We start from the raw sequence: 12,848 nt of genomic DNA on the forward strand, positions 1-12,848 counted from the left end.
GCGAATTTTTCTCACAGTAGCAATTTTTGCCCACGATGAGGCAGTATTCTTTCACCATAGGGATTTTCCAATTTTTCTGGATGGTAGCTATGGATAGGAATCAAAAGTTGAGGCTTAGTGAGACGAACAATTTTGTCCAAATCATCAGGAGTAGCATGTCCTGAACAAGCCATACGGACGAATTCAATAGCGTTTGAATTCAATAGCGCGAGGAATTTTTCATAAGTAGGGTCAAAGTCACCAAGTGGTGCAGCATCTGAATGGATATAAAGACCACCAGCCTGCAACTTATCAAAGTTATCAGTGACTTGCCAAATATAGTTTGTCTTATCAGCCAGTAAGTCGACGTAATCAACTTCAAGAGTCTTATCTAACAGAGAGGTATCTTGTTCAACATTTTCTTTGTAATAAGCAACATCTTGGTCAAATAATTTCTTCAACAAGAGAGCCATATCAGCTGTTAAAACGATTTGACGAATCGACTGCTTAGCCATTTCACTAAAACGTTGAACATTAGCTGGATAGGCATTAAATGTTATTTGTCGTTCAGGATTTACCTTTTGAAGTTGAACGAAACCAGCAATGAGAGCATTTTCAGAGTGAATCGGACAAGCCACCTTTACTGGCTTGCGCTCTGGGAAGCTGATCGATACACCTTCCATAATCATCATATCAGCCTTATAGGCCAACTCTGTAAATTTCTCTGTATCTTCTGGATTATAGCCGTGTAGGCGTAAGTCACCTGTATAAGCAATCTTACGCCCTGCTACCGTGATAATCATCCCGCAAGCTCCATACGCATCATGGTCAACAGGAACCAACTGAACTTCGATATCGCTAACCTGAATTTTTCCATAAGGCGCGACAGCTGTAATCTTTCGTGTAAAAGCTTTTTCACTCTCAAATGGAGAAGGAAGAAGAAAATCCCCATTTTGATTAAGCATGGAAACAACTTCTGCAGTTGCTTCAAGAGCATACATTGAAATATCTGAATCCAGATAGTTAATCATACGCGTGTGGTCCAAGTGCGAGTGTGAGATAAAGACAGCAGTATGTGCATAATCTTTCGTCTCATCGCCCTTGTACTCATAGTTAAAACGTAAATCATACAATCCTTTAAGCTCCGGAATCAATCCGTTATCCAAGAGTGTCTGCAGATTTTCATCTGGTAAATCAAGTCCTGGACGGAACTCTGTTCCAAAGTCAAAAAATATGTGTGAATCTTTATAGGCAATCTCAACAATCGTTCCACCAATTGTCAAAACCCCGGCATGGAAGGTAACTTCTACCTTATCCTTTAATTCCATTATTGGATACTCCTCTAATAATTTGTTTTCTGAATATAGAGTAAAGTGCCAAAACAGGAATAACAGTCAAAGTTGCTGCAGCCATTTGTAGATCTGTAGCGGAACCATTTTCTGAGGCAAAAGCTGCTAAACCGTTATTCAAGAGACGCATATTATCATTGTTTGTAATGAGTAATGGCCAAAGGAATGAATTCCAGCTCATAATAAATGAAAGAATACCTACAGTCACTAAAGCGGGTTTAATTATCGGTATCAAAATACGGCGAATATATTCTAGATCACTTGCTCCATCAAGCTTAGCCGCTTTGTATAGCGAAGCTGGAATTGTTTTCATATAGTTGTTAAGGAAATAAACATAAAAGACACTTGTGAAAAATGGTAAAACCAGAGCTACATAAGTGTTTAAGAGTCCAAGCTGTGCCATCGTATTATAGTTGGTAAAGATAATTGACTCGTAAGGCACCATGAGAAGCACAATCAACAAGCCAAAGATCACTTTCTTGAATTTAAACTCAAGGCTAGACAAAGCAAATGCTGCCAAGGTACAAGTAATCAATGTCATAAAGGTTGTTATTCCCGAAACAAGGACGGTATTGATAAAATAACGTAAGAATGGGACTTGTTGAAAGACCTTCACATAGTTAACAAACTGAAAAGATTCCGGTATAAATGTCGGTGGAATAGCCGTCGTTTCACGATGGGTCATCAAACTCGACAAGACCATATATACAAAAGGAAACAATGTAATCAAACTGAATATAATCAATAGAAGATAAGAAAAGAATGTACCAATTTTATTCATCATAAGCGTTTTCTCCTTACAATTTTACTTTGGATCAAAGTACTGATAATGATAATCAAGAAGAGAACAACCGATGCTGCCATAGCCGTACCTGATTGATTTTGCACATAAAATTTATTATAAACGTAGAATACCCCCGTAACTGCTGAGTTAGCAATCCCTGCTTGCCCACCAAAAAGAGCAAAGACTTCCGTATAAACTTTGAAAGCACCGATAAAGTTAACTGTCAAAAGGAAGCTGATTGTTGGCATTAGCTGGGGCAGAGTGATACGTCGGAATTTTTCCCAGTTCGTCGCACCATACATATCCGCAATCGTATAATACTCACGGTTAATGTTACGAAAACCAGAAAGGAGAATGATGATATTAAAAGCCAAACCATTCCAAATGCCAAAAATAATCAAAGTCGTCATGGACATGCTTACACTATCCAGCCAATTGACAGCTGGAATTCCTATAAGGCCCAAGAAAAAATTAACCAATCCGTAGGATTTATTGAAAAAATATCGGAAAACCATGCCTATAGCGATGATTGAAGTCACATAAGGCATAAAGAAGATCGTCTCAAAAAGAGCTTTAAATTTCACCTTTTCAAAAATTGCCCAAGATATAAAAAGAGCAATCATCAATGAAATAGGTACTACTGTTATGGCAAAAAGAGCAGTATTAACAATGGAGTGAATAAAAACAGGGTCTTGAAAAATTTGAATATAGTTTGCAAAACCTGCAAAATGCTGGTTAAGCAAAAAGCCTTTTTGAAAACTCATATAAAATGAGCGGAAGAGCGGATAAACACTGAAAATGAAAATAAAAACCAAAGTAGGTGCTAAAAATACCCAAGCTTTTTTCTGGTTTTCTGGATTATAACCTTTTTTAATCATCAATACGCACGCTCCCCAGACTCATTAAATATGAACGCTTTATCAAGGTCAAAACTCAAACCGAGCGGATAATCACTTTTGGCTTCTTCAATATTCACGATTGATTTGAGTTTGAAATCGTCTTGCTCAAACTGAAGAATACAATCACGCCCAATAATCTCATACCCTGTAATGGTCATATCAAAATGTCCTGCACTTTCTGGCTTAGTCAGCACATCTTCTGGACGAATGGCAAAAGTATATTTTTCATTTTCTTGTAATTGAACTTGAAATCTTGCATCTGTAAAGTTAGATAAGGGAATTTGGAAAAGACCAAAATCAACAGCTTGTGAACGAACAGTTACATCAAAAGTATTAATAATAGGAGAACCAATAAACTTGGCTACAAAAAGGTTTGATGGTTCAAGATACAGTTCTTGCGGCAACGCATACTGTTGGACAATCCCCTCATTCATTAGAATGATCTTATCGGAAATAGACAAAGCTTCTTCTTGGTCATGTGTAACAAAAACAGCTGTGATGCCGACTTGTTTCACCAATTTACGAATTTCCTCACGTATACGTAGGCGTAAACGTGCATCGAGATTTGACAAGGGTTCATCAAGCAAGAGAATATCTGGTTTTTGTACCAAGGCACGTGTAATCGCGACACGTTGTTGTTGACCACCTGAAAGTGTGCCAGGCTTTTTATCACGTAAATCTTCGATATTTGTCAAATGCATATATTCTTCAACAATCGGCATAGCCTCTGCTTTAGAAATTTTATTCTGACCAACTGTTAAAGGAAAAAGAACATTTTCTAAAACGGTCATATGCGGATAAAGCGCATAGTTTTGGAAGACAAATCCAATATCACGGTTTTTAGGTGCTGTGTGAATAACAGAGCTTCCAGAAAACTTAATGTCTCCAGAAGTTGGGGTCAAGAGTCCAGCAATTAAGTTTAAGATGGTTGACTTCCCACAACCTGAAGGGCCAAGCAAGCAGATTAAATCTCCTTTTTCGATAGTAAAATTTACAGATTTTAAAGCTGTAAATCCATTGTCAAATTTCTTTTCGAGGTTGATAACGTCAATCATATTAAGTTTTTTCTCCTATTTCCTCAGGATAACACGGAGTCATTATATCAAAAAAAATTAAATTTAACAAACAGTTAAAAAATGTTACGAATATGTAAACTTTATCTTTAAATCCTTCAAAAGAATATTTTATAGACATTTTTAAATCTTTTTTATATGCTGAAATAGACAATATTTTCTTGATGCAGGTGTTGTTCTTTTATTTTTCAGTCGATGATAATAAGCAAAATATAAATAATTTGTTATAATAAATTACATAGTAATAATAGATCAAGGAAGTAAAAATATGTCTGTGCAAGAAAATTTGATCAAAGCAAGTCATCTGATTAATATGGATGATATCGTTCGTGAAGGAAATGAAACCCTCCGCACTGTTGCTGATGAAGTGAGCTTACCCTTGTCTGATGAAGATATCCTTCTCGGTGAAAAAATGATGGAATTTCTCCGTAATTCACAAAATCCTACAATGGCTGAAAAAATGCAACTTCGTCCTGGTGTTGGACTTGCTGCTAATCAACTTGATATTGCTAAAAAAATCATTGCTGTTCTTATCCCTAATGATCCTGAGATTGACGAAAATGGTAATGAAGTGGCTCCAAAAGAAGCTTATAAAATGGCCGAAATCATGTATAACGCCAAAATAGTCAGTCACTCTGTTCAAGATGCAGCTATTGAGTCTGGTGAAGGCTGTCTTTCTGTGGATCGTGAAGTGCCTGGTTTAGTTATCCGCCACGCGCGCGTAACAGTGGAGTACTACGATAAAAACAATGAAAAACATAAAATACGTCTGAAAGGCTTCCCTTCAATGTGCGTACAACATGAGATTGATCATACAAACGGTATCATGTTCTACGATCACATCAATGAAAAAGAACCTTGGGCTGTTAAAGATGGACTCTTGATTATTCAATAATTTACCCAAGCAAAAAGAATAAGCATTTATGGCTTATTCTTTTTTGTTTAACAATTTTTCAAGCTGTCGTTTCCTTATCCTATAGTCCTGAACATTAAGGATAATTGTTATTATGAGGTAAACGGGGTAAAAAAGGAAAATATATGGGGGGGAGAGCGATTATTATCACAAATCCACTAATTGCTCCAATAAAATAATTATTGACTTGATTAAAGGCTGTGTATTTTGAAGACGTTTTTTGATCATATTTCCGGGCTATATCTTCTTCGTTTAAAATTCTCCAGAGCATGGTTACTGATTCCCAGAGCCTCTAGGAATCCATGCACGGGAATAAAAAACTTTTCCATGAATAATCGCATTTGCCCTAATCATATTTACAGTCGCTCTTATCATACCACGTGTAAACATAAATAAATTACCAGAAAAAGCAGACATAGCTGCCAAGAGGACATTTATACCTGACTGTGCATATTTTATAGCTTGCAACATACTCCTTGAAAGATAAAGATTATAATTTCCATTTCTACGATTGCCATACCATACTATTTCAGTCACTCCAGCCCCTCTCTGAAACATTATCCTTTTAATCTCAGGAGAAACCGCATAGCCTGACTTTTCCAATATTCGTACTAAATCTACATCTGAAATCGTTGCTGTTTCCTGGTTGCCTTCTTGGTTAGTAATCATTACTTCATTGACCTGTTGATGAAATTCTTTCAGCTTTTCTACTTCAGAACCTAGAAATAAGGCTTCATTATTTTCCTCTACTGCTGCGTAACTTCCTGCTCCAACCCTTATAGAAAAAATGGGAGAAACGCCTGAAAATAGCAGTAAGATAAGTGTAAATACCAATACTATTTTTTTTTAATTCTTATTTAAAATATTCCCGCCTTTCTTAACAATTCATTTCATTATGATAAATTCCTTTCTATAAGTATTAATACGAAAACCCAATACAATATTCACAAAAAAAAGAAATAAAAGTTTTTCAACCTTTATTTCTTCATCTTTCCAGAAACTTTCTAGAGAAATTATTCTTCATCTGGCTCTTCTAAAGTCTCCGCCTGTTTCTCTTCGTTCTTCACTTCTTCAGGCTTATTCACAATAACAATCTTATCATCAACCAAGTCTGCAAGTAACTCTTTATACTCAGGATGCTCAATGTAAAAATCAGCAATGGCATCCTCAATATTGTCCTGAATCGTACGACGGAGTGGACGAGCACCCATTTTTGGATCGTAACCCAAGTCAACAAGCTTTTCTTTAACGGCTTGTGTGACATCAAGATGAATGTCATTTTGCGCGATTTGAGCATTAACCTCATCCAACATTAAATCTACAATCTTAAGCAAGTTTTCTTTACTCAATGCTGAGAATTCAATGATAGCATCAAAACGGTTCATGAATTCTGGACTGAAGAAATTACCTAATTCTCCAAGTACTGAATTCGTCCGGCCTTCACGCGCAGCACCAAAACCAACACTCGCTTCAACCTTACCTGTACCAGCATTTGATGTCATAATGATGATGGCATCTTTAAAGGAAACTGTACGCCCTTGTGCGTCCGTCAAACGTCCGTCATCAAGAATTTGCAAGAACATGTGCATCACATCCGGGTGAGCTTTCTCAATCTCATCCAATAAGATTAAGCTGTATGGGTTACGGCGCACACGTTCTGTCAACTGACCTGCTTCTTCATAACCCACATATCCTGGAGGAGCACCAATTAATTTAGCCACACTATGTTTTTCCATGTACTCCGACATGTCAAAGCGAATCATACTATCTCTTGAGCCAAAGAGCTCATAAGACAGCTGTTTGGCAAGCTCTGTCTTCCCTACACCAGTTGGTCCAACAAAGAGGAAGGAACCAATCGGACGATTAGGCTTGCCGAGTCCAACACGCGAGCGGCGTACAGCTTTAGAGATTTTATTGATAGCTTCATCTTGACCAATAACATGAGCTTTTAAATCCTCTGCTAAATTAATCAGCTGTGTTTGTTCTTTTTCTTTCAAATCACCAACTGGAATATGTGTTTTTTCTTCGACAATTGCTTCAATATCTTTTTCTGTGATATTGGGCATTTCTGTATCCGAAACTTCATGATTTTGCAGTTCACGTAATTTTGCGATTTGATCTCGAAAATGCGCAGCTTTCTCAAAATCTTCGCGTTTCATCGCTTCATTTTTCTGTACTTCTGCTTCCTCAATGCGTTTCTTGATATCTTCTGCATCCACAAATTTGAGTGTGAGGTTCTTTTTGGAGCCCGCCTCATCAAGCAAATCAATCGCCTTATCCGGTAAGAAACGGTCCTGAATATAACGATTGGACAGATTTACGGCAGCTAAGATAGCTTCATCTGAATATTTCACATGGTGATAATCTTCATAGCGTTTTTGAATACCACGCAAAATCGTGATTGTTTCATCTACAGATGGCTCATCAACCCTAACAGGCTGCATACGACGTTCAAGCGCTGCATCTTTTTCTATAATTCTGTATTCATTCAGTGTGGTTGCGCCAACAAGTTGAAGTTCGCCACGGGCTAGAGCAGGTTTAAGGATATTTCCAGCATCCATATTTCCTTCTCCCGCAGATCCTGCACCAACAATTTCATGAATTTCATCAATAAAGAGAATGACATCATCACGTTTACGGATTTCATCCATCAATTTTTGCATACGCTCTTCAAATTGCCCACGCACGCCCGTTCCTTGAACGAGACTTACAACGTCAAGACGGATGACTTCTTTATTTTGCAGTTTTTGTGGCACATCACCATCAACAATTTTCTGAGCAAGTCCTTCAACAACTGCGGTTTTACCAACACCTGGCTCACCGATGAGCACCGGATTGTTTTTTGTCCGGCGATTCAAAATTTCAATGACACGTGTAATTTCTGAGTCACGACCGATAACTGGATCAATTTCCCCACGGCGTGCAGCATCAGTAATATTGACACCAAATTCTTCTAAAAGCCCTTTAGGCGCTTGCCCTCCACGAGGATTTTGCGGACCACCAGGACCACGCCGACCTGTCTGAGTAGGTGGCGTCATTGAACGTCCTTGATCATTACCATGTAGAGCTTGAAAAATATCTGGAAATGGATTGAAAGGATCATCATTGTTAGAAATATTTGTAGCCCCAGCAAAGAGGCTTTCCTGACCACCTGATTTCATAATTTGATAACAGTTTTGGCATAAATCAACTTGCTTACGCTGCCCATTCACATTGGTGTAAAGGTGAATTGTTGCTTCATTTATCTTACAGTTTTGGCAGAGCATATCTTTCTCCTTTGTAATAATATCTTTTCTATTTCTTTGTTTCTCATTAATGTAAGAATCCTATCTGATTTCTCACTTTTCGAGTCTGACCTTTTTTGACCTTTAATATTTTTATTATATCACTTCTAGAAAATTTATCAAATGTTTTGTCCGATTAAAAGTACTGGTTTTAACTTTTGAAACGGCTGAAATCTTCAAAAAAAGCTGCCATATATCGTGAGTTAAAACACCCTCGGCTTACTTTCCGAGAGTGTTCCTGTAGAGCTACATAAAGTCACGCAGTGGTTTGCTGCGACGTGGATGACGTAATTTTTTAATAGCTTTCGCTTCAATTTGACGGATACGTTCACGTGTCACTTTAAATTGTTTGCCAACATCTTCAAGGGTGTGCATGCGCCCATCATCAAGACCAAAACGCATACGCAATACGTTTTCTTCACGGTCCGTCAAGGTATCCATAACCTCATCAAGCTGTTCACGAAGTAAAATACGATTTGTGTAGTCTACTGGACTTTCAATCACATCGTCTTCAATGAAATCTCCAAGATGCGAATCATCCTCCTCACCAATAGGTGTTTCCAATGAAACAGGCTCTTGCGCAATTTTCAAGACTTCACGGACCTTATCAGGGGTCATATGCAATTCTTTACCAATTTCCTCTGGCAATGGATCACGTCCCAACTCTTGTAAAAGATTACGCTGCACACGGATTAACTTATTGATAGTTTCCACCATGTGTACAGGTATACGAATTGTACGTGCTTGGTCAGCGATGGCACGTGTGATAGCTTGACGAATCCACCATGTCGCATAAGTGGAGAACTTGAACCCCTTAGTATGGTCAAATTTGTCCACAGCCTTCATTAGACCCATATTTCCTTCTTGAATCAGATCCAAGAATTGCATGCCACGTCCAGAATAACGTTTCGCAATCGAAACAACCAAACGCAAGTTAGCCTCTGCAAGCATTTGCTTAGCAAACTCTGCTTCATCTCCACCCGCAACGATAGCTTCTGCAAGTTTTGTTTCTTCTTCAAGTGAAATCAGCGGATAACGCCCAATTTCTTTAAGGTACATACGAACAGGATCATCAATACGGACATTCGTTACGATTTCATCCATCGCATTATCATCTAGCTTTTCTTCTTCTTCAGCTTGCAAAGCTAAAGGGCTTGGGTTTCCGTCCTTATCAACGATTGAAATTCCTGCATCTTGGATTTGTTGAAGTAAATCTTCAATAGCTTCAGCTTCCAAGCCAAACTTAACAACTAACTCATCCGTAATTTCATCATCTAGGGCTTCTTCAAGGGGTTTACGCTTTGTGATATAGTCTGACACTGCCTTATCAAATGCTTTGCTGTCAAATGTATCAGTCTCTTGAATAGCCATCTTCTTATCTGCTTTTTCTTTAACAGAAGTAACCTGCTTAGAACCTTTTTCTTTCAGCTTTGAAACATCAACTTTTTCGACAATAATTGGCTTGAAATCCATTGCTTTAAGGAGTTTTTCTTCTTCAGCTTCGAAAATAGAACTTGAGTGAGATTTAACTCCCATACCAAGTTCTTGTGCTTTTGCAATTAAAGCTTTATTCGTAATTCCAGTTTCTTTTGCAATTTGACTGATTCTTTTCTTATTATTACTTGCCAATTTAATCCTCCTCAATGAACAATATAAGCAACTGGCTCATATTTTTTTCTTCTGATTAATAATTTGGATTGTGAGCTCTAGCTCACGTTTCTTATTCCCCAATTTTTGGGCATTCTCTAATTGTTTTTGTAGTTCACTGAACTTTATTTGTTCCATTTCCTTAGCAAAAACAACTACCAAATCTTCCAGCTCCTGACTGCTTGTCTCTTCTGGCAAATCTAAACTTAAAATTTGATAAAATAAATTTTTCTCCTCCGCATCTAATGACGTGCCAAAGTGAGAAGGATCAATTTCGTCAAAACTCATAGCTTCAAGTATGATTTTTTCAAAAAGATTTTGATAGCGTTGGTGGACAAACCGAAAAGTTTCATCGTCCGCAAACTTCTGAAGAACATTTTGATGGTAAATCATTCGATTCAAAAGCTGCTCTTCAGCTCGTTCACTTCTCGATAGATTGGGCTGTGGGCGGACAGGAGCAATTACTTCTTGCTGATGAAGAGGAAAACTTTCATAATATTCATGCTCCCCTGATATGAATCCAGGATCCGGATAATTTGAAAATTGTTCCTCATCAAAGTTTCCAAAACTCTCTTCAAAATTTCCAGTTTCTGCCCTTGATTTAAGGACGTTTTCACGCTTTAAATTGACAGATTGCTCTACTTGATTATACTCGAAATCAGGTAAAATCTCAACTAATTTTCTTATAAAAGCATCTTGCGCCGTAATCGATGGGACCCTTGCAATTACTGGAGCCATTTGCTCAATAAAATCCAGCTGATTTTGTAAATTCGAAAGATTTTCAGGCTTAAGATAATCAATCAGAAACTCGGTGGGCTGTATCCGACCATTTTCCATCAGGTTAGCCAGTGCTTCTAAAGAATACTTCTTACTGTAGTCGTCAGGATCTAAACCTTCTGGAACACGTACAATCTGTGTTTTACTTTCACCTATCAAGTCAATCGCTTTATATATCGCATTTTGTCCTGCATTGTCACCGTCATATATGAGTACGTAATTTTTAGCTATTTTCCTCAAACGTTTAACATGTTTATCAGTTAAAGCTGTTCCCATGGTTGCCACGACATTAAATATTCCGGCCTTATGAGCTGCAATAACATCCATGAAACCTTCCATCAGATAAACTTCACGTGTCTTTGAAATAGTAGGCTTAGCCTTATCCAGATTATAAAGCTCGTATGACTTGTCAAAAATACTTGTTGCACTTGTATTAATGTACTTTGCCTTGCTTGTGTCACCTTCTTGCCACTTTCTCCCAGAGAAACCAACCACATGCCCATACTCATTTTTCAAAGGAAACATAATCCTGTTTTGAAAAGCATCAAAAACTTTATTACTGGAAAAATTGAAAAGACCTGAATTTGCTTGAACAGTTTCATCAAATTTTCCAGCTAAATTTTCGAAGATAAAATCATTCTCATCTGGTGCCAAACCAATATTAAACTGTTTAATTATCTCTGAAGTAATTCCTCTCTTCTCCAAATAGAGCCGAGCCTGTTCACCTATTTCAGTAGAAGTGAGAACAATATGATAAAGTCGAGCGGCTTGATTATTTATATCATAGAGAAGCGCATTAGGATTATCTTTTTCTTCCACACCATTATTTTCAATGTTCAGTGTAATCCCTGCAAAATCAGCAACATCTTTCACTGCATCAACGAAACCAACCTGCTTGTAATCCTTTATAAAGTCAATCGCATCGCCTGACTTACCACAGCCAAAACAATGATAAAATCCTTTTTCTGCATTAACATTAAAACTTGGTGTTTTTTCTCCATGAAAAGGACAAAGTCCCAAATAATTTTTCCCAGACTTGACGAGAGATACGTATTGCGAAATCAAATCAGCAATATTTACCTGATTTTTTAGTTCTGTTAATTCTTCCTTGGTAAGAAAAGACATAGAACCTCCTCTCCTTCAACTTTCTATATAAAGCATAAAAACGACTATTTAACAATAGTCGTTATACAGAAGGGGAGTAAGGGATTCGAACCCTCGCGCCGGTTTCCCGACCTAACGATTTAGCAAACCGTCCTCTTCAGCCTCTTGAGTAACTCCCCACCAGTTATTCACAATATATAGATATTATAAACATCTATGGGAACACGAGGATTTGAACCTCGGACCCCTGCGTTATCAACACAGTGCTCTAACCAACTGAGCTATGCTCCCAAATTATAAAATAATTTTTCCTAAATGTCTAGAAAAAACTAAGCGGGTGATGAGAATCGAACTCACAACATCAGCTTGGAAGGCTGAGGTTTTACCACTAAACTACACCCGCAAATGGCGCGAGACGGAATCGAACCGCCGACACATGGAGCTTCAATCCATTGCTCTACCAACTGAGCTACCGAGCCGAAATAAAGGGAAACCGTGAGAGACAAACTCACATATGGTATTCAAGACCGCTTCCCTCAGTCGGACTTGGGGAAATTCTCCAAAAATGGATCTTGTTGGATTCGAACCAACGACCGCTCGGTTATGAGCCGAGAGCTCTAACCAACTGAGCTAAAGATCCAGCTGTAAAACATAATAGCGGCGAAGGGGATCGAACCCCCGACCTCTCGGGTATGAACCGAACGCTCTAGCCAGCTGAGCTACACCGCCAAAATTAAGATAGAAATATCTACCAATCGGGAAGACAGGATTCGAACCTGCGACACCTTGGTCCCAAACCAAGTACTCTACCAAGCTGAGCTACTTCCCGAGATAAAGTTTATTATCATCATGATTTCTTTTTCAGAAATCAATGCACCCGGCAGGATTCGAACCTGCAACCGCCTGATTCGTAGTCAGGTACTCTATCCAGTTGAGCCACGGGTGCATAATATTCAATTTTTAAAGCGAACGACGAGATTCGAACTCGCGACCCCAACCATGGCAAGGTTGTGTTCTACCCCTGAACTACGTTCGCACG

9 protein-coding genes and 9 tRNA genes are annotated in these 12,848 nt (G+C 38.2%); 1 reads left to right on the forward strand and 17 read right to left on the reverse strand.

What is annotated here, in order from left to right:
- Nucleotides 1-11 precede the first annotated feature (11 nt).
- From NFR51_RS07910 to NFR51_RS07925, 4 genes are read right to left on the reverse strand one after another with little or no spacing between them, the layout of a single operon-like run.
- Nucleotides 12-1,307 carry an MBL fold metallo-hydrolase gene (locus NFR51_RS07910; RefSeq protein WP_251713173.1) on the reverse strand — a complete coding sequence of 432 codons (1,296 nt, stop codon included), beginning with the start codon at nucleotides 1,305-1,307 and terminating at the stop codon, nucleotides 12-14.
- Nucleotides 1,291-2,109: a carbohydrate ABC transporter permease gene (locus NFR51_RS07915; RefSeq protein ID WP_251713181.1), complete on the reverse strand. Its 819-nt coding sequence runs from the start codon at nucleotides 2,107-2,109 to the stop codon at nucleotides 1,291-1,293. Before NFR51_RS07915 ends, NFR51_RS07910 begins: the two co-directional genes overlap by 17 nt.
- Complete coding sequence (locus NFR51_RS07920) at nucleotides 2,109-2,990, reverse strand: carbohydrate ABC transporter permease (RefSeq protein ID WP_251713182.1); 882 nt, start codon at nucleotides 2,988-2,990, stop codon at nucleotides 2,109-2,111. The genes NFR51_RS07915 and NFR51_RS07920 overlap by 1 nt, the downstream gene beginning before the upstream one ends.
- Nucleotides 2,990-4,066, reverse strand: a complete 1,077-nt coding sequence (locus NFR51_RS07925) for an ABC transporter ATP-binding protein (RefSeq protein ID WP_251713174.1) — start codon at nucleotides 4,064-4,066, stop codon at nucleotides 2,990-2,992. The genes NFR51_RS07920 and NFR51_RS07925 overlap by 1 nt, the downstream gene beginning before the upstream one ends.
- 286 nt (nucleotides 4,067-4,352) lie before the next feature.
- On the opposite strand from NFR51_RS07925, the gene def reads away from it, so the two are divergent.
- On the forward strand, nucleotides 4,353-4,979 hold the full coding sequence (gene def / locus NFR51_RS07930; RefSeq protein WP_251713175.1) for a peptide deformylase: 627 nt from the start codon (nucleotides 4,353-4,355) through the stop codon (nucleotides 4,977-4,979).
- 291 nt (nucleotides 4,980-5,270) lie between these two features.
- On the opposite strand, the gene NFR51_RS07935 is transcribed toward def, so the two are convergent.
- The 13 genes from NFR51_RS07935 to NFR51_RS07995 all read right to left on the reverse strand — a co-directional run bounded on the left by NFR51_RS07935 (nucleotide 5,271) and on the right by NFR51_RS07995 (nucleotide 12,845).
- Nucleotides 5,271-5,831 (reverse strand): hypothetical protein, encoded by a 561-nt coding sequence (locus NFR51_RS07935; RefSeq protein ID WP_251713176.1) that lies wholly within the window; start codon nucleotides 5,829-5,831, stop codon nucleotides 5,271-5,273.
- Nucleotides 5,832-6,010: 179 nt separating this feature from the next.
- Nucleotides 6,011-8,263: an ATP-dependent Clp protease ATP-binding subunit gene (locus tag NFR51_RS07940; protein ID WP_251713177.1), complete on the reverse strand. Its 2,253-nt coding sequence runs from the start codon at nucleotides 8,261-8,263 to the stop codon at nucleotides 6,011-6,013.
- Between the two features lie 264 nt (nucleotides 8,264-8,527).
- Nucleotides 8,528-9,910 carry an RNA polymerase sigma factor RpoD gene (gene rpoD / locus NFR51_RS07945; protein WP_251713178.1) on the reverse strand — a complete coding sequence of 461 codons (1,383 nt, stop codon included), beginning with the start codon at nucleotides 9,908-9,910 and terminating at the stop codon, nucleotides 8,528-8,530.
- A gap of 36 nt (nucleotides 9,911-9,946) precedes the next feature.
- The gene (dnaG, locus tag NFR51_RS07950) at nucleotides 9,947-11,830 is read right to left on the reverse strand and encodes a DNA primase (RefSeq protein WP_251713179.1); all 1,884 of its coding nucleotides are present in this window, start codon (nucleotides 11,828-11,830) and stop codon (nucleotides 9,947-9,949) included.
- Nucleotides 11,831-11,900: 70 nt separating this feature from the next.
- Nucleotides 11,901-11,988: transfer RNA gene (locus NFR51_RS07955), tRNA-Ser, on the reverse strand.
- 38 nt (nucleotides 11,989-12,026) lie between these two features.
- Nucleotides 12,027-12,100 (reverse strand) — tRNA-Ile (locus tag NFR51_RS07960).
- Nucleotides 12,101-12,141: 41 nt separating this feature from the next.
- Nucleotides 12,142-12,212, reverse strand: a tRNA-Gly gene (locus NFR51_RS07965).
- Between the two features lie 3 nt (nucleotides 12,213-12,215).
- A tRNA-Phe gene (locus NFR51_RS07970) sits at nucleotides 12,216-12,288 on the reverse strand.
- 87 nt (nucleotides 12,289-12,375) lie between these two features.
- A tRNA-Ile gene (locus NFR51_RS07975) sits at nucleotides 12,376-12,449 on the reverse strand.
- 15 nt (nucleotides 12,450-12,464) lie between these two features.
- A tRNA-Met gene (locus tag NFR51_RS07980) sits at nucleotides 12,465-12,538 on the reverse strand.
- Between the two features lie 26 nt (nucleotides 12,539-12,564).
- Nucleotides 12,565-12,638 (reverse strand) — tRNA-Pro (locus NFR51_RS07985).
- A 43-nt stretch (nucleotides 12,639-12,681) separates the two neighbouring features.
- A tRNA-Arg gene (locus NFR51_RS07990) sits at nucleotides 12,682-12,755 on the reverse strand.
- 18 nt (nucleotides 12,756-12,773) lie between these two features.
- Nucleotides 12,774-12,845: transfer RNA gene (locus tag NFR51_RS07995), tRNA-Gly, on the reverse strand.
- Between the last annotated feature and the right edge of the window lie 3 nt (nucleotides 12,846-12,848).

This window comes from Lactococcus ileimucosae (assembly GCF_943193185.1).
In the GTDB taxonomy this organism is placed as follows: domain Bacteria; phylum Bacillota; class Bacilli; order Lactobacillales; family Streptococcaceae; genus Lactococcus; species Lactococcus ileimucosae.

Bases quoted from the DNA above. Each gene is read 5' to 3' on its own strand.
- NFR51_RS07910 (WP_251713173.1), bottom strand. From the start codon at position 1,307: ATGGAATTAAAGGATAAGGTAGAAGTTACCTTCCATGCCGGGGTTTTG.
- NFR51_RS07915 (WP_251713181.1), bottom strand. From the start codon at position 2,109: ATGAATAAAATTGGTACATTCTTTTCTTATCTTCTATTGATTATATTC.
- NFR51_RS07920 (WP_251713182.1), bottom strand. From the start codon at position 2,990: ATGATTAAAAAAGGTTATAATCCAGAAAACCAGAAAAAAGCTTGGGTA.
- NFR51_RS07925 (WP_251713174.1), bottom strand. From the start codon at position 4,066: ATGATTGACGTTATCAACCTCGAAAAGAAATTTGACAATGGATTTACA.
- def (WP_251713175.1), top strand. From the start codon at position 4,353: ATGTCTGTGCAAGAAAATTTGATCAAAGCAAGTCATCTGATTAATATG.
- NFR51_RS07940 (WP_251713177.1), bottom strand. From the start codon at position 8,263: ATGCTCTGCCAAAACTGTAAGATAAATGAAGCAACAATTCACCTTTAC.
- dnaG (WP_251713179.1), bottom strand. From the start codon at position 11,830: ATGTCTTTTCTTACCAAGGAAGAATTAACAGAACTAAAAAATCAGGTA.